The organism is Patiriisocius marinistellae (assembly GCF_009014635.1).
GTDB lineage: Bacteria > Bacteroidota > Bacteroidia > Flavobacteriales > Flavobacteriaceae > Patiriisocius > Patiriisocius marinistellae.
The window spans coordinates 736,547-760,727 of the sequence record NZ_BKCF01000001.1; the positions used below are offsets into that span (position 1 = coordinate 736,547).

The 24,181-nt window shown below is 33.4% G+C and carries 20 protein-coding genes and 1 tRNA gene; 13 read left to right on the plus strand and 8 right to left on the minus strand.

From position 1 onward, the window contains the following. Positions 1-125 precede the first annotated feature (125 nt). Positions 126-2,876: a 2-oxoglutarate dehydrogenase E1 component gene (locus tag GB234_RS03285; protein ID WP_151893087.1), complete on the minus strand. Its 2,751-nt coding sequence runs from the start codon at positions 2,874-2,876 to the stop codon at positions 126-128. 111 nt (positions 2,877-2,987) lie between these two features. Between GB234_RS03285 and GB234_RS03290 the strand changes: the two genes are divergently transcribed. Continuing rightward, positions 2,988-3,515, plus strand: a complete 528-nt coding sequence (locus GB234_RS03290) for a hypothetical protein (protein WP_151893088.1) — start codon at positions 2,988-2,990, stop codon at positions 3,513-3,515. A gap of 16 nt (positions 3,516-3,531) precedes the next feature. On the opposite strand, the gene GB234_RS03295 is transcribed toward GB234_RS03290, so the two are convergent. Further along, positions 3,532-4,506, minus strand: a complete 975-nt coding sequence (locus GB234_RS03295) for a polyprenyl synthetase family protein (protein ID WP_151893089.1) — start codon at positions 4,504-4,506, stop codon at positions 3,532-3,534. Between the two features lie 264 nt (positions 4,507-4,770). On the opposite strand from GB234_RS03295, the gene GB234_RS03300 reads away from it, so the two are divergent. From GB234_RS03300 to GB234_RS03315, 4 genes are read left to right on the plus strand one after another with little or no spacing between them, the layout of a single operon-like run. Then, positions 4,771-5,376, plus strand: coding sequence for a TetR/AcrR family transcriptional regulator (locus tag GB234_RS03300; RefSeq protein ID WP_151893090.1), 606 nt, complete (start codon positions 4,771-4,773; stop codon positions 5,374-5,376). Then, positions 5,376-6,749, plus strand: coding sequence for a TolC family protein (locus GB234_RS03305; RefSeq protein WP_151893091.1), 1,374 nt, complete (start codon positions 5,376-5,378; stop codon positions 6,747-6,749). Before GB234_RS03300 ends, GB234_RS03305 begins: the two co-directional genes overlap by 1 nt. A gap of 23 nt (positions 6,750-6,772) precedes the next feature. Further along, positions 6,773-7,939, plus strand: coding sequence for an efflux RND transporter periplasmic adaptor subunit (locus tag GB234_RS03310; RefSeq protein ID WP_151893092.1), 1,167 nt, complete (start codon positions 6,773-6,775; stop codon positions 7,937-7,939). Positions 7,940-7,972: 33 nt separating this feature from the next. After that, on the plus strand, positions 7,973-11,482 hold the full coding sequence (locus tag GB234_RS03315; RefSeq protein WP_151893093.1) for an efflux RND transporter permease subunit: 3,510 nt from the start codon (positions 7,973-7,975) through the stop codon (positions 11,480-11,482). 269 nt (positions 11,483-11,751) lie between these two features. On the opposite strand, the gene GB234_RS03320 is transcribed toward GB234_RS03315, so the two are convergent. From GB234_RS03320 to GB234_RS03330, 3 genes are all read right to left on the minus strand, one after another. Further along, positions 11,752-12,375, minus strand: coding sequence for a response regulator (locus GB234_RS03320; protein ID WP_151893094.1), 624 nt, complete (start codon positions 12,373-12,375; stop codon positions 11,752-11,754). Beyond that, positions 12,375-14,381 (minus strand): sensor histidine kinase, encoded by a 2,007-nt coding sequence (locus GB234_RS03325; protein WP_151893095.1) that lies wholly within the window; start codon positions 14,379-14,381, stop codon positions 12,375-12,377. The genes GB234_RS03320 and GB234_RS03325 overlap by 1 nt, the downstream gene beginning before the upstream one ends. Before the next feature lie 63 nt (positions 14,382-14,444). Next, positions 14,445-14,879 (minus strand): retropepsin-like aspartic protease, encoded by a 435-nt coding sequence (locus GB234_RS03330; RefSeq protein WP_235906042.1) that lies wholly within the window; start codon positions 14,877-14,879, stop codon positions 14,445-14,447. 46 nt (positions 14,880-14,925) lie between these two features. Between GB234_RS03330 and GB234_RS03335 the strand changes: the two genes are divergently transcribed. From GB234_RS03335 to GB234_RS03370, 8 genes are all read left to right on the plus strand, one after another. Beyond that, a complete protein-coding gene (locus GB234_RS03335; protein WP_151893096.1) occupies positions 14,926-15,702 on the plus strand; it encodes a TatD family hydrolase in 777 nt (258 codons plus the stop codon). 51 nt (positions 15,703-15,753) lie between these two features. After that, the gene (locus tag GB234_RS03340) at positions 15,754-16,782 is read left to right on the plus strand and encodes an asparaginase (RefSeq protein WP_151893097.1); all 1,029 of its coding nucleotides are present in this window, start codon (positions 15,754-15,756) and stop codon (positions 16,780-16,782) included. 60 nt (positions 16,783-16,842) lie between these two features. Beyond that, positions 16,843-16,927: transfer RNA gene (locus GB234_RS03345), tRNA-Ser, on the plus strand. Between the two features lie 468 nt (positions 16,928-17,395). Next, entirely contained in the window at positions 17,396-18,196 is an 801-nt protein-coding gene (locus GB234_RS03350; protein ID WP_151893098.1) for a MotA/TolQ/ExbB proton channel family protein, read from the plus strand. A gap of 20 nt (positions 18,197-18,216) precedes the next feature. Then, on the plus strand, positions 18,217-18,648 hold the full coding sequence (locus tag GB234_RS03355; RefSeq protein WP_151893099.1) for a hypothetical protein: 432 nt from the start codon (positions 18,217-18,219) through the stop codon (positions 18,646-18,648). Positions 18,649-18,650: 2 nt separating this feature from the next. Further along, on the plus strand, positions 18,651-19,250 hold the full coding sequence (locus tag GB234_RS03360) for an ExbD/TolR family protein (protein WP_151893100.1): 600 nt from the start codon (positions 18,651-18,653) through the stop codon (positions 19,248-19,250). Between the two features lie 21 nt (positions 19,251-19,271). Beyond that, entirely contained in the window at positions 19,272-19,748 is a 477-nt protein-coding gene (locus GB234_RS03365; RefSeq protein WP_151893101.1) for an ExbD/TolR family protein, read from the plus strand. A 90-nt stretch (positions 19,749-19,838) separates the two neighbouring features. Beyond that, positions 19,839-20,549: an outer membrane beta-barrel protein gene (locus GB234_RS03370; protein ID WP_151893102.1), complete on the plus strand. Its 711-nt coding sequence runs from the start codon at positions 19,839-19,841 to the stop codon at positions 20,547-20,549. Here GB234_RS03370 and GB234_RS03375 read toward each other — a convergent pair. The 3 genes from GB234_RS03375 to asnS all read right to left on the minus strand — a co-directional run bounded on the left by GB234_RS03375 (position 20,544) and on the right by asnS (position 24,161). Further along, a complete protein-coding gene (locus GB234_RS03375) occupies positions 20,544-21,149 on the minus strand; it encodes a manganese efflux pump (RefSeq protein ID WP_151893103.1) in 606 nt (201 codons plus the stop codon). The genes GB234_RS03370 and GB234_RS03375 overlap by 6 nt on opposite strands. Continuing rightward, the gene (gene rpoN, locus GB234_RS03380) at positions 21,149-22,609 is read right to left on the minus strand and encodes an RNA polymerase factor sigma-54 (RefSeq protein ID WP_151893104.1); all 1,461 of its coding nucleotides are present in this window, start codon (positions 22,607-22,609) and stop codon (positions 21,149-21,151) included. Before rpoN ends, GB234_RS03375 begins: the two co-directional genes overlap by 1 nt. 109 nt (positions 22,610-22,718) lie before the next feature. Continuing rightward, positions 22,719-24,161, minus strand: a complete 1,443-nt coding sequence (asnS, locus tag GB234_RS03385) for an asparagine--tRNA ligase (protein WP_151893105.1) — start codon at positions 24,159-24,161, stop codon at positions 22,719-22,721. Between the last annotated feature and the right edge of the window lie 20 nt (positions 24,162-24,181).

Here is a 24,181-nt window from a genome sequence, read left to right on the forward strand (position 1 = left end):
GGGTTGTTCTGTTACATTTTGGCATAACCAAAATATTAGTACTCTTTTATATTATTCTCGCTTCGGAAATTTTAAAACAACAGTATATATATTGTCTCATTAAAATTTCCGCGAAAGCTTTATTATTATTCTAATGTTGCGTCAAATACACTATCAATAACTTTTTTATGTCTTGCCTTTGAACGTGTGCTACTACCTGCTGCAGGTGAGCTATATACTCTTCTGGATGCCATTCTAAGTTTAACGAAATCAAAATTCATCAACATAAAGCTTAGGGCTCCCATATTTCTTGGTTCCTCTTGTGCCCAAACATATTCTTTTGCTTTTGGGTAACTTTTAATGATTTCTTTTAGTTGTTCCACTGGTAGCGGAAATAATTGCTCAATACGAACAATTGCAACATCATCACGTCCATTTTCTTCGCGGCGCTCTATCAAATCATAATAGAACTTCCCTGTGCAAAATACTAACGAAGTTACTTTCTTTTTATTAACTTGAGTATCATCGATGGTTTCTTGAAAATGACCTGTAGCAAGTTCTTCTTTTGTTGAAACCACTTTAGGGTGGCGCAATAGACTTTTAGGTGTAAATACTACAAGTGGTTTTCTAAAATTCCACTTCATTTGTCTACGTAAGAGATGGAAAAAATTTGCAGGTGTTGTCACATCTGCCATGATCATATTATCTCTTGAGCATAGCTGTAAATAACGTTCCATACGTGCACTTGAGTGTTCACTACCTTGGCCTTCATAACCATGTGGTAGTAGCATTACAAGTCCATTTTGAGTTTTCCATTTAGACTCTGCTGCACTAATGTATTGATCGAGCATAATCTGTGCTCCATTTGAGAAATCACCAAATTGTGCTTCCCAGATTGTCAATGTTTTTGGGGTTGCCATAGCATACCCATAGTCAAAACCTACAACAGCATATTCAGACAATAGTGAGTTGTAAATATACATGTGACCATCCACATCAAGATTATTATGGAGGTTAATTTCCTCTGCATCATCATCTGTTTTTATTGTAGCGTGACGGTGTGAAAACGTTCCACGTTCTACATCTTGCCCTGTCATACGTACATTAAAACCTTCTTCCATTAAAGTCGCATATGCCAGTAATTCACCCATTGCCCAGTCAAGATTATTGCCTTCTGTATATCGTGTATTTCTATCTGCGATAATGCGCTCAATCTTTCGGATAAATTTTTTGTCTTTAGGAAGTTTTGTAATTCCCTCAGCTAAGACATCTAATTTTTTCTGCGGAAATGTGGTGTCCATTTTAGTTAAAATGTCTTCTTTTTTTCCTAATGTGTACCCGTCCCAATCATCTGCAAGAATTTCAGTGATGACTGTTTTGTCTTTTTTACGTGAAGCTTCAAGATCGTTTTCGAGATCTTCTTTATAAGCGACTTCTATTTTTTTAATATAGCCTTCATCAATTACTCCGTCTTTGAATAATTTTTTACCATATAAATCACGTGGATTTTCATGTTTTGAAATTGCTTTGTATAGCTGAGGTTGCGTAAAACGAGGTTCGTCACCTTCATTATGCCCATATTTTCTATAACCTAAAACATCTATAAATACGTCTCTACCAAACTTCATCCTAAAGTCTAATGCAAATGAGAATGCATGACAAACCGCTTCTACATCGTCTGCATTAACGTGTAATACTGGTGATAGAGTTACTTTACCCACATCTGTACAATATGTAGAAGAACGCGCGTCTAAGTAATTTGTGGTAAACCCTACTTGATTATTAGCAACTACATGGATAGTACCACCTGTGCGGTAGCCTTCTAATTGTGCCATTTGAATAAACTCATAAACAACACCTTGTCCTGCTATTGCGGCATCACCATGAATAAGGATAGGTAATATTTTTTTCTCGTCACCGCCTAATTGATTGTCAATTTTAGCTCTTGCGATTCCTCCTACAACTGCATTTACAGTTTCAAGGTGAGATGGATTAGGGGCTAAGTCCATGCGTACTTTTTTGCCACCGTCAGTCTCTCTAAAGCTTGTCCATCCCATGTGGTACTTTACGTCACCATCAAAAAGCTCAGCTTCATCATATTCTTTACTATCAAACTCACTAAAGATTTTCTCTGGAGCTTTACCAAATATATTTGTAAGCACGTTAAGTCTCCCACGGTGAGCCATACCCACAACAAATTGCTCTATTCCTTTTTCGGCACCATTTTCCATTAAGCTATCTAGCCCAGGAATTAATGCATCAACACCTTCAATAGAAAAACGTTTTTGTCCTACATATTTTGAGTGTAAAAAAGTTTCAAAAGAAAGCGCTTGATTTAATTTGCCAAGTAAATGCTTTTTTTGATCTGCAGAAAAATTTGCATGATTATCGTTTTTGTTTAACCAATCTTGAATCCATTTAATTTCATCAGGATTTCTAATGTACATGTATTCAATACCAATAGAGTCACAGTATATTGCCTCTAAATGTTTTACAATTTCGGCTAATGTGTTTTTACCTAAGCCTAATATGGAGCCAGCTTCAAATTCTGTTTGTAAATCTACTTCACTTAATCCAAAATTTTCTAAAGCTAGCGTAGGTGCGTATTTTCTACGTTCTCGTACAGGATTAGTCTTTGTGAAAAGGTGGCCTCTAGTGCGGTATCCATCAATGAGTTTAATAACCTTAAATTCATTTAATACCTTTTGAGGGATTTCAGTGCCAGTAGCTGAGCCAAAAGCCTCCTCTACTGAGCCTCCGCTTTCAATACCAAAATCAAAACCTTGGAAAAAGGCCCTCCAGCTAGCTTCAACGCTATCTGGGTATTGAAGGTATTTATCGTACATTTCCGAGATTTGCTCGGGGTGAATGGCGTTTAGAAAAGAGTATTTATCCATAAGGTGGAACGCTGTTGGGTTTTTAAAAAACAATACAAAAATACAACAAATAGAGAAACTACATCTTTGGTTTTAGTATATTTATGGGGTATAAATCATAAATTCTTCATAATGTTGTTTACACAAAAAGTGAGTAACTCAATAGGTCTCTTGAGTATTTTTTTATGTATTACATTTTCTACGGCTAGAGCTCAAGAAGCAGGTTCGTCTTTTTGGAACAATGTTGATATAGGTGGAGGGATTGGTCTTAACTTTGGTAATGGCTATTTTAGTGGTTTGATTGCACCAAGTGCGATTTATAATTTTAATGAATATTTTAGTGCTGGGCCTGGGCTACAATATAGTTATCAAAGTGGAAATGGATTTAAAAGCAGTCTAGCAGGAGTAAGTTTTATTGCATTGGCAAATCCTATTCCGCAGCTCCAGCTCTCAGCCGAAGTAGAAGAAGCATACGTATCGCAAACAGTCGAATTTATTGAAGGAAATGTAAGTAGAGATTTTTGGAACACAGCTCTTTTTGTAGGAGCAGGGTATCGCGTGGGTAAAGGAGCAATAGGGCTTAGATATAATTTATTGTTTAATGACGATGATGACATCTATACTACAGCTTGGGCCCCGTTTGTAAGAGTTTACTTTTAATTTTTTTTAGTAGAACTTATACTTTCCTTTTCATTAACCAATTTGCAAATTCTTTTAGCTCGTTTTTCTTTTCTTCGGAAATTTTAATCAAATTTAAAACTGAGATTGCTTTATTAGTATAGTATTCAATTTCATTTTCAGTAGCTGTCGCCGCACCAGTTTTTTGAAACATTTGTTTTACAATTTCAATTTTTTCCGAAGGATTTTCTGGAGCACTTTTAAAATGATTACTTAAAATTTCGGCTTCCGAAACCGTACTGTTTTTTAATGCTGTCAAATATAAAAATGTCTTTTTGTTTGTAATGATATCACCGCCCACTTGTTTCCCAAAAGTTTCTGGATTTCCAAAAGCATCTAAATAATCATCTTGTAATTGAAAAGCAATACCCAGATATTTTCCGAAGTCATAAATACCTTGCTCACAAGATGAAGAAGCACCAGCTACAATTGCACCCATTTGCATTGCAGCGCCTATTAATACTGCGGTTTTATATTCAATCATTTTGATGTACTCAGGTATTGTTACATCATCTCTCGTTTCAAAATCAACATCATATTGTTGTCCTTCACAGACCTCGAGAGCTGTTTTGCTAAACAATTTTGCAAGTTGTTGAAACATTTGAGGTTCATATTCCTCAAAAAGCTGGTATGCTAAAATTAACATGGCGTCACCAGAAAGTATTCCAGTATTGATATCCCATTTTTCATGCACTGTCACCTTACCTCTTCTTAAAGGAGCATCATCCATAATGTCATCATGTATCAATGAAAAGTTATGAAACAGCTCTACTGCAAGTGCAGCATTCATTGCTTTTTTAAAATCTGCCGAAAAGAAATCTGCGGTCATTAAGGTGAGTAGAGGTCTTATACGTTTTCCGCCAAGTGTCAAAATATATTTAATAGGCTCGTACAATTGTACGGGTTCTTTTAGTGCAACGGTAGCGTCTAGGTGTTCAAGGAGCGCGTCACTATATTTTTGAAGTTGAATCATTTGGCAATTTTTGATTGCAAAAATACTATAAGAGGGTAGAATGAATTGAAATTTACTCTAAAATATTGTTACCTATATATAGGTGCTACAATTAAAACTAATGTTAAATAATTGTAAAAACTTTGGAAACTTTTTTGGTTTTAATAGTTTCCAAGGGTATATTTGCAAAACATTTGCAAAACATATTTGTCGTAAAATATTGATTGCAAATTATTAATTTAAACCTTATAGGGTAAAAATATATATTAGATTTTAGGAGTAGGGATGACAGATAAGATAATACAAAAAGCTTCAGAAATGTTTATGACACTTGGTTTTAAGAGTGTTACAATGGACGACATTGCTCATGAAATGGGTATTTCGAAGAAGACAATTTATACGCATTTTAATAATAAAGAAACAATTATAGCGGTGGTAACTGATGCTATTTTTGAAATAATTTCAAAAGATATTGATTGCATTTGTAGTCAAAACAAAAACCCTATTGAAGAACTTTATGACATTAAGAAACGCGTGATAGACCATATGAGGAATGAAAAAACTTCACCTTGGCATCAATTACAGAAATATTACCCTTCAATTCATGGCAATATTAAGCGGAGACAATTTAGTTTTATGCAAGAATGTGTTTTGAAAAATTTAAATCGTGGTCTTGAACAAAAATTATATAGAGATAATATTGATGTACAATTTGTCTCTAGAATTTATTTTAAAGGACTTACAGGAATTAAAGAAGAAGACCTTTTTCCGCTCTCTATGTTTTCTGGAGATACACTTTACGAAATGTATTTAGAATATCACTTACGTGGTATTGTAACTCCAGAAGGCAGAAAAATACTCAACCAACTCATCAAATCAAACCAGAACTAATGAAAAAACACCTCATTATATTATTAACGGCACTTTCTGTTAGTGTAACTGCTCAAGAGTCGACATATTCTTTTTCTTTAGAAGAAGCCGTCACCTTTGCGATAGATAGTAATTACACTGCAATAAATGCAAGGAGAGATATTGCTAAAGCTTTAAAGCAAAAATGGGAAACAACTGCAACGGGATTACCGCAAGTAAGTGGTAATGTTTCATATCAAAATAATTTAAAACAACCCGTTACTCTTTTGCCTGCTGAAATTACTGGAGGTGAACCAGGTACTTTTGTTCCAGTAACTTTTGGTACAAAACAAACAGCAAACGCGGTAGCAACATTAAATCAATTGATATTTGATGGTAGCTATCTCGTGGGATTAAAAGCAGCGAAATCTTTTTTGCGGTTTAGTGAAAATGCTAACGAAAAAACAAATCTCGAAGTTAGAAAGGGAGTTATTAACTCTTATGGTAGTGTGCTTCTATCTGATGAGTTGATTGCTATTTTTGAAAAAAACAAAGAAGCATTAGAAAAAAATCTTTTTGAAACTCGTGAAATTTTTAAAAATGGACTTACTGAAGAAGAGAGCGTAGAGCAACTTGAAATAACCTTACTAGACGTAGATACACAGTTAAGTAATGCCCGCCGCTCCTCAGTAATTGCAAGACAGATGTTTAATATCGCTTTAGGGATTGATGTAACTGCACCTGTTATGTTTACGGATGATTTAGATACATTAGCGCTACGCCAAGTAAGTTTAGAATTGTTAGATTCAAATTTAAACGTGGAAGAAAATGTAGATTATAAAATAGCACAAAATCTTACAGAGCAACGAGATCTTGAAATGCAACTAGAAAGAAGTAAAGCATTGCCTAGTTTAAATGCATTTATCAATTACGGTGCTGCAGCAAATAGCGACAAGTTTACTTTTTTAAATGATAATCAAGTTTGGTTTCAATCGTCAATTTTAGGATTTAGCCTTGATATCCCTATTTTTAGTAGTGGTCTTAGAAATGCTCGTACACAACGTGCAAAGATAGCCCTTGATCAAGCTAAGACAGAACTTGAAGAGACTAAACAACAAGTTAATCTTGATCTTAATACTGCAAAAAGTAATTACTTGTTTGCTATTGAAAAATATGAAAACTCTAAGAAAAATATTGAATTAGCAACTCGTATTGAAAACAAAAATCAAGTAAAATTTACAGAGGGTTTAAGTACAAGTTTTGACTTACGTCAAGCCCAAACACAATTATATAGTGCACAACAACAATACTTTCAATCAATGCTAGATTTAATAAATAGCAAAGCTGAAATAGAAACGGTATTAAACACACCGCAATTGAGAGTAACTTCAGAAGAAATAAAAAATAGATACTAATAAAACTAATCGAAAATATACCAATGAAAAAATTAATCACGCTTTTTAGTATTGCCTTATTAGTAGCCTCTTGTGGAAAAGGTGAAGAAAAAACTGTAGCGTCTGTATTAGAAACAGAAGATGTAGCTGCAATTACAGAGAAAAGAAAGGAATTAGCATTACAACAACAAGAGATAAATGCAGAGTTAAAAAAGCTAGATGCAAAACTAAGCGAACTTAATCCTGATAAAAATATTCCTTTGGTAACATCATTTGTGGCAAAAGATACACTTTTTGAACATTTTGTAGAATTGCAAGGTGATGTTGAAACAGATCAAAATATTGTAATCACGCCAGAAATGGGGGGCGTACTTACAAATGTTTATATTAAAGAAGGACAAAAAGTAAGCAAAGGTCAAATACTAGCTAAAGTGGATGATGGTGGATTAAGCCAACAGTTAGCTCAAATGCAAGTGCAAGCGGATTTGGCAAAAACTACATTTGAAAGACAAGAGCGATTATGGAATCAAAAAATAGGTAGTGAAATTCAATTTCTCCAGGCAAAATCAACTTATGAAGGACAGTTAAAAGCAATTAACTCAATGAAGCAACAAGTGGGAAAATCGAATGTTAGAGCACCTTTTTCAGGAACTATTGATGATTTAATTACTGAGCGTGGTAGTGTTGTTTCGCCAGGGACAACTTCATTAATGCGTATTGTAAGTTTAAATGACATGCACATAAAGACAAATGTACCTGAAGGATACCTCTCTGATGTTGTTACAGGCAAGGATGTAGAGGTGTTTTTTCCAGTATTGAATAAAAGAATGGAGGCTAAAGTAAGTCAAACAGGAAACTATATTAACCCTAATAATAGAACTTATAAAATTGAGATTGATATTCCCAATAAGGAAAAGGATATTAAGCCTAATTTAACAGCTCGCCTTAAAATTAATGATTACACACGCCCTAACTCTATCTTAATTCCACAAAGTATAATTAGTGAAAATGCAATGGGAGATCAATACGTATATGTTTTGTCTAATAAAAAAGGAGAAGAGGCTGTAGCAAAGAGGGTAATTGTTAAACCAGGAAAAACGCAAGGTGATTCAATAGAAATTCTTGAAGGCTTAAAAGCAGGTGATGAGATTATTGAAGAAGGAGCACGAAGTGTGAAAGACGGTCAAACCGTAAAATTAATCTCATACTAACCATAAATATGTTCGCATTAGCGAAACCAAATCATGGCAAAAAAGAAAAAAGATACCGAAAAAGAATTTAAACTCTCCAGCTGGGCTATAAATAATAAAACTACTATTTATGCGGCTATGGCACTTATCCTTTTTTTAGGATACAGCGCATATAATTCAATGCCGCGAGAGGCATTTCCAGAAATTAGAGAGACTAAAATTTATATTAGTTCATTGTTTCCAGGAAATACTGCAGAGGACATTGAAAAACTGATTACAGATCCATTAGAGGACAAATTGAAAACCGTGAGCGGAGTTACTGAATTGACCTCTACATCACAGGAAGACTATTCAATGATTGTTGTTGAGTTTGATGATGACATTCCTGTAGAACAAGCAAAACAATTAGTTAAAGATGAGATTGACGGGGAAACATCTGGTGAAGACTGGCCCACTTTTAATGGTGCAAAAATAGAGCCTAATGTTTTTGAGCTAAGTATGAGTGAAGAAATGCCCATTTTAAATATTAACATATCTGGGGATTATACTGTAATGCAATTGAAGGAATTTGGTGAATATCTTCAAGATGAAATAGAGAACCTAACGGAAATTAAAAAGGTGGATATTCGCGGTGCTCAAGAAAAAGAAGTAGAGGTTGCTGTTGATATTTATAAAATGATGGCGAGTAATGTGAGTTTTACAGACATTAGTAATGCCATTAGTAATGGAAATATGACAATGTCTGCCGGAAACTTTAAGTCAAGTGGACAGCGTAGAACTATTAGAATTTTAGGTGAAATTGAAAACCCAAATGAGCTCAATAAATTTGTTGTAAAAAGTGAGGATGGGAATACGGTATATCTTGAGGATGTTGCTTCGGTATCATTTAGAGAGAAGGATAAAACAACATTTGCAAGAGAGTTTGGTGAGCAAGTTGTTATGCTAGATGTAAAAAAACGTTCAGGAAAAAACATGGTGGCTGCTGCAGAAAAAGTAGAGGTTATTGTAGCACAGGCAAAAGAGAATAAATTTCCATCAGATTTAAAATTATCGATTAGTAATGATCAGTCTTCTAAAACCATTGGTCAGGTTGATGATTTAGTGAATAATATTATTTTCGGAATTATTCTCGTTGTAACAGTTTTAATGTTTTTCTTAGGATTTAAGAACGCTCTGTTTGTAGGTTTTGCAATCCCAATGTCTATGTTTATGTCATTGATGATATTGAGCTGGATGGGTTATACGCTTAACACTATGATTCTTTTTGGTTTAATTATGGGGCTAGGAATGCTTGTAGATAATGGTATTGTGGTTGTTGAAAACGTATATCGTTTAATGGATGAGGAGGGGATGGGTAGAGTAGAGGCAGCTAAAAAAGGTATTGGTGAAATTGCATTTCCTATTATTATTTCTACTGCTACAACTGTAGCTGCATTTATACCTTTAGGATTATGGCCAGGTTTGATGGGGCAGTTCATGATTTATTTTCCTATAACACTTTCAGTGGTTCTTGGTTCTTCTTTATTTGTTGCTATTTTCTTTAATTCTGTACTGGTATCACAATTTATGACTACAGAGGATAAGGATATGCCTATTAGTAATTTGATTAAAATTTCGGCAATTGTTGGAGGAATAGGTTTAGTAATTGCTATTGTTGGAGGTGCATATAGAGGTATTGGAGTGCTTATGATAGTTGTTGCCATAATGCTATGGGTTTATCGTTTGGTTTTACGTAAAATGGCGAATAGATTTCAGAAAAAATCCTTAGTAAAATTAGAAAATTTCTATGAGCGTAATTTGACTAAAGCTTTTAAGGGAAAGCGTCCTTATATAATTTCGGTACTTGCATTACTATTATTTGTAGGGTCAATTATGGCGTTTGGAGGGTCAGTTGCTGCACAAAGGACAAAAATAGAGTTCTTTCCAGATAATAAGCCTAATCAAATAATTGTGTATTTAGAATACCCAGAAGGGACAGCTATTGAAAAAACAAATGCAATTACAAAAGAGGTAGAGAAGCGTGTATTTAAAATTCTTAATAGTGATTCTTATACAGATGGTGATTACAACTTTTTAGTAGAGAGTACGGTTTCACAGGTAGGTGCTGGAGCAGGAAATCCACAAACCGATGGTGGGTCTGCTGCTGAAATGCCGCATAAAGGAAAAATTACAGCATCAATGCGCGAATATAAATATAGACGCGGCGAGGATAGTGAGGTGTTAAGAAAAAAAGTACAAGAAGAGTTAGAGGGTGTTTATCCAGGATTATTAGTTTCGGTAGAGAAGGATGCAAATGGTCCACCTCAAGGTGCTGCGGTAAATATTGAATTAGAAGGTGAAGATTATAATGAGTTAATTGCAACTGCAGAAAATATGCGAAAGTTTTTAAATACACGAAACATAGCCGCTATTGATGAATTGAAGATAGATGTAAATAAAGATAAGCCTGCAATGCAAGTTGTTGTGGATAGAGAAAAAGCAGGAGAACTAGGTGTTAGTACTGGACAAGTAGGGCAGCAATTGAGAAATGCAATTTTTGGGACAAAGGCTGGCGTTTATAAGGAGGATGGAGATGATTTTGATATTTATATTCGTTTCAATGAAAATAGTCGATACAATAAAAGTGCTCTTTTTAATCAAACAATGACTTTTAGAACAAATACTGGTCAAATGAGAGAAATACCAGTAAGCGCAGTAGCTTCTCAAGAAAATAGCTCAGGTTTTAGTGCTATTAAGCATAAAGAGACTAGAAGAGTAGTTACAGTTTATTCTGGGCTTAAGCCAGGTTACACAGATGCAGGTGCTGCAGTTGCTGAAGTTCAAGATGCAATGAGAAGTTATGAAGGAATGCCAGAGGATATTAAAATTGATTATACTGGACAATTAGAAGAACAAAATAAAGAACAAGCTTTCTTAATGGGAGCATTTTTTAGTGGATTAGGCTTAATTTTCTTGATTTTGATATTCCAATTTAATTCTATTTCAAAGCCTACTATTATTATGGTGGCAATATTTTTAAGTTTAATTGGAGTTTTTGGTGGAATAGTAATTAGTGGTTCTTCATTTGTAATATTGATGACTATGATGGGTATTATCTCACTAGCAGGTATTGTTGTAAATAATGGAGTTGTGTTACTTGATTATGCACAATTATTAATAGATAGAAAGAAAAACAAACTTGATATTGATGATAAAGATTATCTTGAAAAAGACGATTTATTAGAAAGTATAATCAAAGCAGGTAAGGCTCGTTTGCGTCCTGTTTTATTGACAGCAATAACAACTATTCTTGGATTAATACCACTAGCAATAGGTTTAAATATTGATTTCTTTTCTCTATTTAGTGAGTTTAATCCAAATATTTACATGGGTGGAGATAATGTAATTTTTTGGGGACCTCTAGCTTGGACTGTAATTTATGGTTTGTTTATAGCAACATTCTTGACATTAATTATTGTACCTGTGTTGTTTTATCTTGCAATGAGAATGAAAATGTGGATTCATGGTTTAAGAAGCTCAAAGGATGAAAATATCGATGACATAAATCTTGAGGCAGCAGAGTAAAAAATAGTGTTTAAAAAAAATCCCGTTATCATTACTTGATAACGGGATTTTTTCTGCAATTTAAATTAAATAAAATAATTAAGGACGTTCATTCCAATTACGCTAATGATTATAATAATTAAAACGACATAAAAGAGTCTATTGCCAATTAGTAAATTTGATTTTTCTATATCGTCCTTCATTTTTTAAAAAACTATGTTACAAATGTGGGGATATTTATACAACTAATCAATACGTATTTCTACGTATATTGTTTTAAGTGCCTCATTTTAAGATTGGTGCTTTTTTGCCCAGATCAATAAACTATTGGTTTTAGGTTCTAAATTAAGTTTTGTAATTATATTACTACGATGTTTTTCTACAGTTCTGTAAGAAATAAAAAGTAGTGAAGCTATTTCTTTATTAGTTTTGTCTTGAGCAATCAATTTTAAAATTTTCTTTTCAGAAGGAGTTAGCATACTTAATGAGCTTTCTTTTAATTGCTCGACGCCAAGTAGCTTTTTCATATTTTCACTAAAATAAGTTTCTCCTTTACTTACAGTTTTAATACAGTTTTCAATTTCTTCTAAAGCAAACTCTTTAAGAATATAACCATATATATTTAGGTCCTTGGCTTTTTTAAATAACTCCTTTTCTTTATGTAGGGTAATAAGTACAATTTTAGTTTCGTAAGCATTAGCCTTGCACATTTTTGCAATTTCAAGTCCAGATATGAAAGGCATTTGTATATCTAAAATAGCAATGTCTGGTTTTTTTGTAATAATCATTTCTAAAGCATTATTACCGTCTAAAGCGCTACCTATAATGTTATAGTCCTTTTCAGTGAGAAAATCCCGTAAACCTTTTAAGAGTAATGGGTGGTCATCTGCTATGATTATTGATTTTTTTATCATTATATAGGAAATTGAAATTCGAGTAATGTTCCGTTTTCTTTTCTTGATTGTACTTTCATTTGTCCGTTTAATGATTTGGTTCTTTCTAAAAGTGTTTTTAAGCCTAGTGACTTGGTGTCTTGATATTTCTCAGGAAAGTCAAAGCCGCTCCCATTATCTCTTATAGCTATAATAACAGAACTCATAGCTTTAGTTACTGTCAATTTTGTTGCTTCGGCAGCGGCATGTTTTACAACATTACTTAATGCTTCTTGTACAATGCGGTAAATATTTACTTCTTGTTCTTTAGTAAAAACGTTATCGATGTTATCTATTTCGGAAGAGATAAATAAACCTGTATTTTCGTCTATTTCTGAAATTGTATATTCTATAGCTTTAGTAATTCCAAGTTCTTGTAACTGGAAAGGGTGAAGGTCTCTGGTTATTGTTCTAACTTCTTCAATAGTTGTATCTACCATTTTTTGACTTTCTAAATCACCATTAGCAATGAGCTTGTTTTTTAAAACCAACAAGCGTTGCCCTAACCCATCATGTAAATCGTTTGAAATTCTTTTGCGTTCTTCCTCTTGAGATATTAATAGATCTTGACTAAATCGCTCTTGGAGTAGTTTATTTGTTTTGTGTTGGCGTTGCGCGCGATACAGTAAAATTATTCCAAAAAGTAATACTCCTGCAATACTAAGATATATGGATTGTCTCTTAAATTCATCATTTTGTCCCTGTAAGCGTTCAATATTTGCTGTTTTTTCAAATAATTCTTTTTCTTTTTTTTCGGATTCATAGCGTGATTGATAAAAAGCTAAAGAGTTAAGTTTGTTCTCACTAAAAAGTGAATTTCTTTTACTGAGATATTCGTTTTTGTTTATTAGAGCATCTTTATAATTTCCTAGTTTTTCATAAATTTCAGAAATTAATAAATTTGAGTCCATAACCTCTTCGCTATGACCTAGTGTTTCTGAATTTTTAAGTTTTTTGAGAGCTGCTAGTAATGATGCTTCATACTCTCCTGTTTTTAATAGATATCTAGCTTTTGCGCCATTAAAAACAACAGATTTTAAAAGTTCGCTTTCCTCTTTAAATGGTATGCTTTTTAATAAATTATATTGTTCTCTTGCGTTTGTAATATCATTAGCTCTTAAATAGTATTCACAAAGTTTTGCATGAATATTAAGAATAAGATCATTGTTCTCGTTTCCTTTTAAACTATTTTTTGCGTTGAGTAAACTTTCAAACTCTTTGTCAAACTTCCCCATTTGTTTAAAGTCTAATGCTTGATTATAATAAGCTGTAACTAGATATTGAGGTCTTTCTAATTCGATTGCTTTACTTATAAATTTTAAACGTTCTTTATAGGCTTCCTCTAAAAACCCGTTTTTACTAAGCATTGCTATATTTCCTTGTTGTGAATATAGCATATAGTTTATCCTTCCTGTAGATTGATATAATGAATATGCTTTATTGAAATCTTTACCAGCTTCAATGAAATTACCTAAGTTAGAATTAGTTTGGCCTCTAAATAAATAATTATCCGCTCTAAGTAGTGTGTCTTTGACGGCGTAATTATCAATAGCTAGGGTGTAGTTTTTAACAGCGTCTTCAAGCGATACACTTTGATACGCTTTTGCTTTTCTATTATAAAGACTACCTAAAAGAAAGCTGTCTTTAATTTTATACTTATAAGCTAAAACACCTTTGATTATGCTCACAGCTTTGTATGGATCATTACCGTGGGAGGTAAGAGGTCCTTGTAGGTTAATAGCCTTCTTAGCTGCACTTTCAAAATAATCGTGCTTTTTTGCTAATTCAATATATTTTAAACTATAATCAATAAAAACATCTTCGTCTTTTCTAAAAGATTTTGAAATCACAGAGTCAAGAGATTCAAGAATTATCTCTGTATTTTTATTAGTCGTCGCAATATATTTATAATGTTCAATATCTTGAGCTTTCACAAGTTGCGAAGCAGATATTAGTAATAAAAAAAATAAAACTATTCGGATATTCATGAGGTTTTGCGAGGAGACGTAAATTTAATAAATTTTCGGACTTATAGTAATAAAGCCTTTAAATTATTTGAGATACAAACAATTACGTCCGTAATCTATTACTGCGCGTTTATTTTTAAGATAGTCTGCGCCTATAATTCCATGAACAATATTAGAGTCGATTAATGAAAGCGCTTGATTTACATGTGAGAGATCAAAAAGGACAAAAGCCATATTTAAAGTGGTGTGGTTTTCTATTTTTACAATATTGTTTTCAGAAAGCTCTGTCGTCATATTTGTCGCACCCGCACCAGCTGCAATAACATCGCTTTTAGAGGTTTTTAATTTAAAAAAGTTAATGTAATCTAACCCTATGCAGCTTGTAGAGGCCCCAGTATCAACAATGAAAGTGCCTTTGATGTTATTTAATTTTATTGCACATGTGAAATGGCCAGAGCTCATTGTTTTTAATGGTACTCTAGTAAATCCTTTTGCTTCTAAAATTTCACGTAGTTGCACCCTCTTTTTTTGTAAAGATAGCAAACAAAATGACTAGATTTGTCCCATGTTAATTGATACCCACACACATTTATATAGTGATGCATTTAATGACGACCGTGATGCCGTGATGCAACGCAGCTTTGATAAAAATATCCATCATTTTTTTCTTCCCGCAATAGATGCAGCTCACACAAAGTCTATGCATGATTTAAAAGCGGCTTACCCAAAAAACATCCATTTAATGATGGGATTGCACCCCACAAGTGTGAACGAAAATTATAAGGACGAACTTGTGCATGTGGAGGACCAATTTAGAGAACATAAATTTGTAGCAGTTGGAGAGATAGGTATTGATTTATACTGGGACAAGAGCACATTAGGTATTCAAAAGGATGCATTTAAACGCCAGATTGCTTTAGCAAAAAGTAATAAGCTCCCTATTGTAATTCATTGTAGAGATGCTTTTGATGAGGTTTTTGAAGTTTTAGAAAGCGAAAAAAGTGATGAGCTATTTGGAATATTCCATTGCTTTACGGGTACGATTGATCAAGCTCATCAAGCTATTTCTTATAATATGAAATTAGGAATTGGGGGTGTCGTCACATTTAAAAATGGAAAGATTGATCAGTTTCTAAATCAAATACCATTAAAGCATATAGTGCTTGAGACTGATTCGCCCTATCTTGCTCCCGTACCTTATAGAGGAAAGCGAAACGAAAGCAGCTATTTGTCTATAATTTGCGAAAAAGTTGCAGCAATCTATTCTATTTCGGCAGAGGAAGTTGCTACTCAAACAACAAAAAATGCCTTTGATGTCTTCGGAAATGTGACCAATCATTAAAATTTCCGAAGAGAAACCCATTCTTATTCTATAATATTTAATTTAACACCTATGAATAAAATACCAAACATACTCCTTATATATACTGGTGGAACCATTGGGATGATTAAAAACTTTGAAACAGGTGCATTAAGTAATTTTAACTTTGATGATTTGTTAAAACATATACCAGAGTTAAAACTGCTTGATTGTGAGATTGACACCTATAGTTTTGATGCTCCTATTGATAGTTCAAATATGGATCCGGCGCATTGGGAACAACTTGTTACGGTTATTGAAGAACGGTATAATGAGTTTGACGGTTTTGTAGTATTGCATGGTAGTGATACAATGTCATACACAGCATCTGCATTAAGCTTTATGCTAGAAAACCTAGATAAACCTGTTTTGTTTACTGGCTCTCAATTACCTATTGGTGATTTAAGGACGGACGCAAAAGAAAATTTAATTACCACTATTCAATTAGCATCACAATGGGGTAAAGATGCACCTATTATTAGAGAAGTAGGACTTTATTTTGAGTATAAATTGTACCGTGCAAATCGTACCACAAAGATTAATGCAGAGCATTTTGAGGCTTTTGCATCTTTAAATTACCCAGCTCTTGCCGAGAGTGGGGTTCATTTAGACATTGATAAGCGGTCTTTATTAAAAGTTGATAAAACCAAAATTTTAAAGTTTCATAAAAAATTAGAATCAAATATTGTGCTTCTCAAAATGTTTCCAGGAATTACAGAAGGAGCTGTAAAACACATATTTTCATATACTGGGATGAAGGGGTTGGTCTTAGAGACGTATGGTAGTGGTAACTTGACAACAGCACCATGGTTTTTAACTGCGTTAAAGGATTTGCTAAGACGTAATATTCCTGTAATCAATGTTACACAATGTTCAGGAGGGAGTGTAGCGATGGGTCATTATGAAACGAGTACAGCGATGAAAAAGATGGGGATTATTAGCGGAAAAGATATCACTACAGAGGCGGCGCTTGCAAAACTAATGTACCTTTTGAAACAAGATATTACCTTTTCAAATTTTAAAAGTGTCTTTGAAACCCCTTTAAGAGGTGAAATGAGTTAAAAGAATAGCTTCGGAAATTTTAAGAGATGAAGCTTTTTGCGATATTTGCAAATAGTAACTAGAAAGGTGGCCGAGTGGCTTAAGGCGCACGCTTGGAAAGCGTGTATACGGCAACGTATCGAGGGTTCGAATCCCTTCCTTTCTGCTAATAGATGACCGATTATGTCTTTTAGATGTAGTCGGTTTTGCATTTAGTATAGCTTAAAAACTCAATAAAATTTATAAATCGATTCTTATTATTTGTATATCTAATTAATATATAAGAAATTAAACAAATTATTAATTGCTGCTATAATGATTGCTTTTGTTCAATAATTAATAAGTTTCTTAACAGGATAATTTAGTTGATTTAACAATTTGTGAATGTTTAATGGGCTATTTTAGTGCCTAATTAGATGCAAAGCTTAAAATAGATGTAAGTAATTTTAAATTTAAGGTGAGAGTTTTAATTGATTTAATTGGTTAATAATTAGCAGCTACCAAAGTTACTTTGTCTACTATTTAAACAATTTGTTACACGTCTTAGAATATTCTTGTTGTTTCCATAAATATTTTTATATCTTTAAAATCTTAAATTAAACCAATTTTAAAATCAAACTTTAAGTCGATAGCAATGAAAAAATTATTTTCTATTATGGCAATTGCCGCACTTGTTTTTGCGGGAACTTTATCAGCAAACGCAACAGCTCTTAATGCGCCAACAACCTCAAACACATTAGTAGAAGCAGCTACTGTAACATTCGTTCAAGATGAAGAAGCAGCCGCAGACGTAGAGCCAGTAGGATGGCACCAACAATTAAAAGAGCGTTTTATACAAGGGGGTCCTTTATTTATGGGGATTGTACTTGTTTGTTTGATTTTAGGATTAGCAATGGCAATTGAGAGAATTATTTTCTTAAACATGTCTACAACTAATACACAAAAACTAGCTCAAAATGTTGAAGAAGCCTTAAATAGTGGTGGAATTGATGCTGCTAAAGAAGTTTGTCGTAATACTAAAGGACCTGTAGCATCTATATACTATCAAGGACTTGATCGTGCAGACGAGAGTATTGAAGCGGCTGAAAAGGCAGTTGTAGCTTACGGTGGTGTTCAAATGGGACAACTTGAAAAGAATGTTTCTTGGGTTTCTTTGTTTATAGCACTTGCACCAATGCTTGGTTTCATGGGTACGGTAATTGGTATGATTACAGCCTTTGACAAAATTGAAGCGGCTGGAGATATGAACCCTTCATTAGTAGCGGGTGGTATTAAAGTGGCACTTTTGACTACAGTATTTGGTCTTGTAGTGGCAATTATTCTTCAAATCTTTTATAATTATATCATTGCTAAAATTGATAGTATTGTAAATAGTATGGAAGATGCGTCTATCACATTGATTGATATGTTGATTGACTACAAAAACAGAAAGTAATACATTAAAAAACCAAATAAATGGCTTTACATAAAATTTTAAAAATCGTAGCACTCGTTCTTAGTGTCGCAGGTATTGTTCTTTGGGGAATGATTGTGGCAAAAGGAGACGAGGCTATCATCGAAAGCGGTGGAGAAGGACTTGATGCCATACTATATGTAGCTTATATTACGTTTGCTATAGTATTAGTGGCTGTGTTAATCTTTGTTATCAAAGGTTTATTCGAGGGTAACATCAAGAAAACTTTAGTTTCATTGGGAGCATTTGTACTCATATTTGTTATTGCTTATGTTCTAGCAGGAGGAGTTGAATCTGTAAATAGAGATGGCGAAATTATAACAGCACAAACATCAAAATGGATTGGAACTGGACTTTATGCTTTTTATATTATGGCTATATTAGCTATAATTGCAATGGTGTTTAGTGGAGTGAAGAAATTAACAACAAGATAATCATGGGAAGAAGAGCAACACCAGAAGTAAATGCAGGGTCTATGGCAGACATCGCGTTCCTGTTGCTTATCTTTTTCTTGGTAACAACTACTATTGAGAAGGATAAAGGGATTGCACGTCAGTTACCACCTAAGCAGGAGAAACAAGAAACTCCTCCACCTATTAAAGAAAAAAACATTTTTATTATTTCTATAAATAGAAGTAATGATATGTTGGCAGATAATGAATTGATGGAAGTTGAAGACTTACGTCAAGCAGCTATTGAATTTTTAGATAATGGTGGAGATGGTTCATGTACTTACTGTAAAGGTAGAAAGAACCCAGCATCATCAGATAATCCTGATAAGGCTGTTATTACTGTAAAAAATGACCGTGAAAGTACTTACTCTATGTATATACAGGTTCAAAACGAACTTGTAGGTGCTTATAATTTTTTAAGAGATAGAGAGTCACAACGTCTATACGGGTGGAAATTTACAGAAGTAAATAAGGCAATTGATGAGGGTAGCTATAAAGGAAACATTGAAAAAGCAAAGGATCGTTTAAAAGAGATTCAAAAGTTATTCCCAATGAAGCTATCTGAAGCAGATACGAAGCAATAGTAATACTAAACAGAACAACAAATGTCAAAGTTTAATAAGAAAAAAGGTGGTGAACTACCTGCAGTAAATACAGCATCGCTACCAGATATTGTATTTATGTTATTGTTCTTTTTTATGGTTGTAACCGTATTAAGGAAAGATAATTTAATGGTAAAACAACAATTACCTAAAGCAGATCAAGTTGAAAAACTACAAAAAGACCGTTCTGTATATATTTATGCCGGAAAGCCTAGCGCTAGGTATCAAGAAAAATATGGTACTGAAGGTAAGATTCAAATAGGTGATAAGTACACAGATGTTACTGGATTGCAATTTGCATTAACTGAAGAACGTGCTAAATTATTACCAGAACTTCAAAATAGTGTTGTTGTCGCTTTAAAGGTTGATGAAGATACGAATACAGGATTAGTTACAGATATTAAAGAAAAGCTTAGAGATTTAAATATGGTTAAAGTAATTTATATTACAACACCAGGAAATGAATTGACAGACAAGTAATAGCTTTAAAATTTAAATTTAAAAGCCTTTTCAGAAATGAAGAGGCTTTTTTAATTTTATGAACTTGGTAAATACAACTATATTTAGCTTATGAAAAAACTGTTTCATTACTCTTTCTTTTTTATTTTGTTGATTGCTACTAATTATGGTTATGGTCAAGAAAATATTGTGGTTAATGATAGTATTGATACAAAATATAGAGAAGACCAATTTTATATAGGAGTTAACTATAATGTATTGCTTAATAAACCTGGAGATGCTCGTACAAGAGGTTTGAGCGGTGGAATTCATTTTGGGTATTTAAGGGATATGCCAATTAATAAACAGAGAAATGTTGCTTTAGCCTTAGGTTTAGGATTGTCTTTTGATGAGTATGGCCAAACAGTATTTATAGGAGAAACACTTCAAGATAAGTCAATTTATACGGTACTTGATGATGATGATGTAGCGTATGATCGAAATAGGTTTAGTATGTCTACTATTGAAATTCCATTCCAATTACGATGGCGATCTTCAACTGCTGAAACTTATAAGTTTTGGCGTATCTATGCGGGAGTTCGTTTGGGTTATACTTATTGGTATAAAGCTGCATTTAAACAGCCTGGAAATAACGTTAATCAAACAGATATTTCAGAGTTTAATAGAATGCGATTAGGTGCTTCTTTTTCTTTTGGATACAATACAGTTAATTTTTACGCTCATTATGCAATTACGCCTCTATTTACAGGTGCTGTAACAACTAATGGTGAAAGTGTAGATATGACTCCTCTTAAATTAGGTCTTATTTTTTATATTTTATAACCAATAGCTAAATAATATAAGTTGAGGAATAACCCCTATAAAAAAGCCTCCTATTAGCTCAGGATAGGTGTGTGACTTTGTATGAAGTCTAGATGTTGCAACAAGCCCATTTACAAAAAAGAAAAAGGCCATAGTGTAAATTAAATTAATTTGAAAATGAATACTAAGCCCTATAATAAACATTGTTACACCAGCAATAGCCATTTGATGAAGACTAATTTTGAATGAAAAAAATACCAGAATCAATGCTGTCATTGTTGTAAATAGAATACCAACGAAGAAATAATATAATTCAGGATCATCATATGGTTTAAATACCATTTTCATTAATAGTAAAATAAGTAAACATTGTGCCATCAATGGATATTTCCGCTCTGCGATATCTGATAGATGAATAGACTTTACAATCCCTAAGCTTCTTAATAAGAAATATGAAACAAGAGGAATAAATATTGTAATGATAATGACGGCATACATTTTTGCCATCATAAATTGTGGCTCTGTATAGCGGGGTGTTACTACAAAATAGGTGCCTACACCTAACAATGGCATGAAGAGAGGGTGAAATATATATGCGGCAATACGCAGTAAAAAATTCATTATATTTCTTTTCTAAGTCTAGCTACGGGCAAATCTAGTTGCTCCCTATACTTAGCGACGGTTCTTCTTGCAATAGGATATCCCTTTTCTTTAAGAATTTTGGCTAATTTGTCATCAGTAAGTGGCTTCCTTTTATCTTCTTCTCCAATTGTAATTTCAAGGATTTTTTTAATTTCTTTTGTAGAAACATCTTCACCTTGATCGTTTTTCATAGATTCACTAAAAAAATCTTTAATTAATCTAGTACCGTAGGGGGTGTCAACATATTTGCTGTTTGCAACACGAGATACTGTCGAAATATCCATGTCAATCTTATCCGCAATATCTTTTAAAATCATTGGCCTCAAATTACGTTCATCACCTGTCAAAAAATATTGTTCTTGACGATGCATAATTGCATTCATGGTAACAAAGAGTGTTTGTTGCCTTTGTTTAATTGCATCAATGAACCATTTTGCAGCGTCTAATTTTTGCTTTATAAACATAACAGCATCTTTCTGGGACTTTGATTTGTCCTTAGACTCCTTATAGCCTTTAAGCATGTTTGTGTACTCCCTTGAAACATGAAGCTCTGGAGCATTACGACCATTAAGTGTTAAGTCTAACTTACCATCTACAATCTTTATTGCAAAGTCTGGAACAACATGTTCTGTAATACGTATACCACTAGATATGGTGCCTCCTGGTTTTGGATTTAAGTGCTCTATTTCATGAATGGCATCTCTCAACTGGTCTTCCGTTATATCAAATTTAGCAATTAATTTTTTATAATGTTTTTTTGAAAAATGGTCAAAAGCATCATTAATAATAATTGTAGCTAAAGCAACTGGAGGACTTTGTTCTTTACGTTCTAATTGTAATGAAAGACATTCTTTTAAATCTCTAGCACCTACGCCTGCAGGATCTAATTCTTGTACAACTTTTAAAACTTTTTCCACTTGTGTTTCATCAGTATATACATTTTGAGTAAAAGCTAGATCGTCTACAATATCTGCAATTTCTCTACGTATGTAACCACTCTCATCAACACTACCAACTAGAAATTTTGCAATCTCCTTTTCATCATCATTAAAACGATACGTATTTAGTTGTTGTAATAAATGTTGATTAAATGAAGTCCCAGAAGCATAAGGCATGTTAGTTTCTTCATCATCAGCACTATAATTATTAGCAGATAATTTATAGCTTGGAGTTTCATCGTCGCTTAAATAGTCATCAACATTAATTTCGGTTTCAATTACATCTGTGCCATCATCAAAATCTTCTTGATATTCATCGTTAATATCCTCATCAAACTTATCAGCTTCTTCCTTTCCACCTTCTAGCGCAGGGTTTTCGTTCATTTCTTGTGAAATACGCTGTTCAAATGCCTGCGTAGGTAATTGAATTAACTTCATCAACTGTATTTGTTGTGGAGATAATTTTTGAGATAATTTAAAATTTAAATATTGTTTGAGCATTTGCTGTAATTAGATATTATTCCAAAATATTCTTCGGAAATATAAAGTTAAAAAAAATCCAGCTACAAAATTGAATTGTAGCTGGATTTAATAAAAGGTTGTGATATTCTTAAAACTCTGCGTTACCAGGACTCCTAGGGTAGGGAATTACATCTCTTATATTCCCCATTCCTGTTACAAATAATACTAGACGCTCAAAGCCAAGTCCAAAACCACTATGTGTACATGTTCCAAATTTTCTTAAATCTAAATACCAGTATAATTCCTCTTCACTGATATCCATATCTTTCATTTTCTTTTTCAAAACATCATAACGTTCCTCACGTTGCGACCCACCTACAATTTCACCAATGCCAGGGAATAAAACATCCATCGCGCGTACTGTTTTTTCATCTTCATTCAATCGCATATAAAATGCTTTGATCGTTGCAGGGTAATCAAATAAAATTACTGGACATTTAAAGTGCTTTTCAACTAGAAAACGCTCATGCTCACTTTGTAAATCTGCACCCCATTCTTCAATAATGTAATTAAATTTTTTCTTCTTGTTGGGTTTGCTATTCTTTAATATATCAATCGCCTCTGTATAGCTTACACGTTTAAAATTATTATCAACTACAAAATGTAGTTTCTCACGTAAAGTCATTTCTTGACGCTCAGCAACAGGCTTTGACTTGTCTTCTTGAATTAACCTATTTTCTAAAAACTCCAGATCATCTTGGCAGTTTTCAATAGCGTATTTAATAACATACTTGATAAAATCCTCGGCAAGATCCATATTATCTGCCAAGTTGTTAAAAGCAACCTCAGGTTCAATCATCCAGAATTCAGCCAAGTGCCTTGACGTATTACTATTTTCAGCTCTAAACGTAGGGCCAAAGGTGTACACCTTTCCTAATCCCATCGCATATGTTTCAGCCTCTAATTGTCCACTTACAGTTAAATTAGTTTCTTTTTCAAAAAAATCTTCTTTATAGTTAACATTTCCGTGGTCATCAAGAGGTGGATTTTTTGTATCTAGTGCGCTTACCTTAAACATCTCGCCAGCACCTTCGGCATCACTTCCTGTGATAATAGGCGTGTGCATATAGTAAAATCCGTTTTTCTGAAAGTACTCATGTACCGCAAATGACAATTTAGAACGCAAACGCATCACAGCGCCAAAAGTATTTGTACGTACTCTCAAATGTGCTTGTTCACGCAACTTTTCAAGACTATGCCTTTTAGGAGAAAGTATTGTTAATTTTACTTCTTCAGGATCTGCAATTCCAAGAACTTCAACCTTCGAAACTTGAATCTCCACATTTTGACCTTGTCCTTGACTTTCAACAAGTACTCCACTAACTTCAATAGCAGCACCAGTAGTGATATTTTTCAAAGTTTCCTCTTCAAAATTCTCAAAATCAACAACACATTGAATGTTGTTGATCGTTGAGCCATCATTTAATGCAATAAAGCGATTACTCCTAAAAGAGCGTACCCATCCGCGAACGGTAATTTCGTGCAAAGACGGTTCTTGTTTTAAAACGTGGACAATATCAATATGTTTCATGGTCAATTTTTATAAGCTGT

Bases quoted from the DNA above. Each gene is read 5' to 3' on its own strand.
- GB234_RS03285 (WP_151893087.1), bottom strand. From the start codon at position 2,876: ATGGATAAATACTCTTTTCTAAACGCCATTCACCCCGAGCAAATCTCG.
- GB234_RS03290 (WP_151893088.1), top strand. From the start codon at position 2,988: ATGTTGTTTACACAAAAAGTGAGTAACTCAATAGGTCTCTTGAGTATT.
- GB234_RS03295 (WP_151893089.1), bottom strand. From the start codon at position 4,506: ATGATTCAACTTCAAAAATATAGTGACGCGCTCCTTGAACACCTAGAC.
- GB234_RS03300 (WP_151893090.1), top strand. From the start codon at position 4,771: ATGACAGATAAGATAATACAAAAAGCTTCAGAAATGTTTATGACACTT.
- GB234_RS03305 (WP_151893091.1), top strand. From the start codon at position 5,376: ATGAAAAAACACCTCATTATATTATTAACGGCACTTTCTGTTAGTGTA.
- GB234_RS03310 (WP_151893092.1), top strand. From the start codon at position 6,773: ATGAAAAAATTAATCACGCTTTTTAGTATTGCCTTATTAGTAGCCTCT.
- GB234_RS03315 (WP_151893093.1), top strand. From the start codon at position 7,973: ATGGCAAAAAAGAAAAAAGATACCGAAAAAGAATTTAAACTCTCCAGC.
- GB234_RS03320 (WP_151893094.1), bottom strand. From the start codon at position 12,375: ATGATAAAAAAATCAATAATCATAGCAGATGACCACCCATTACTCTTA.
- GB234_RS03325 (WP_151893095.1), bottom strand. From the start codon at position 14,381: ATGAATATCCGAATAGTTTTATTTTTTTTATTACTAATATCTGCTTCG.
- GB234_RS03335 (WP_151893096.1), top strand. From the start codon at position 14,926: ATGTTAATTGATACCCACACACATTTATATAGTGATGCATTTAATGAC.
- GB234_RS03340 (WP_151893097.1), top strand. From the start codon at position 15,754: ATGAATAAAATACCAAACATACTCCTTATATATACTGGTGGAACCATT.
- GB234_RS03350 (WP_151893098.1), top strand. From the start codon at position 17,396: ATGAAAAAATTATTTTCTATTATGGCAATTGCCGCACTTGTTTTTGCG.
- GB234_RS03355 (WP_151893099.1), top strand. From the start codon at position 18,217: ATGGCTTTACATAAAATTTTAAAAATCGTAGCACTCGTTCTTAGTGTC.
- GB234_RS03360 (WP_151893100.1), top strand. From the start codon at position 18,651: ATGGGAAGAAGAGCAACACCAGAAGTAAATGCAGGGTCTATGGCAGAC.
- GB234_RS03365 (WP_151893101.1), top strand. From the start codon at position 19,272: ATGTCAAAGTTTAATAAGAAAAAAGGTGGTGAACTACCTGCAGTAAAT.
- GB234_RS03370 (WP_151893102.1), top strand. From the start codon at position 19,839: ATGAAAAAACTGTTTCATTACTCTTTCTTTTTTATTTTGTTGATTGCT.
- GB234_RS03375 (WP_151893103.1), bottom strand. From the start codon at position 21,149: ATGAATTTTTTACTGCGTATTGCCGCATATATATTTCACCCTCTCTTC.
- rpoN (WP_151893104.1), bottom strand. From the start codon at position 22,609: ATGCTCAAACAATATTTAAATTTTAAATTATCTCAAAAATTATCTCCA.
- asnS (WP_151893105.1), bottom strand. From the start codon at position 24,161: ATGAAACATATTGATATTGTCCACGTTTTAAAACAAGAACCGTCTTTG.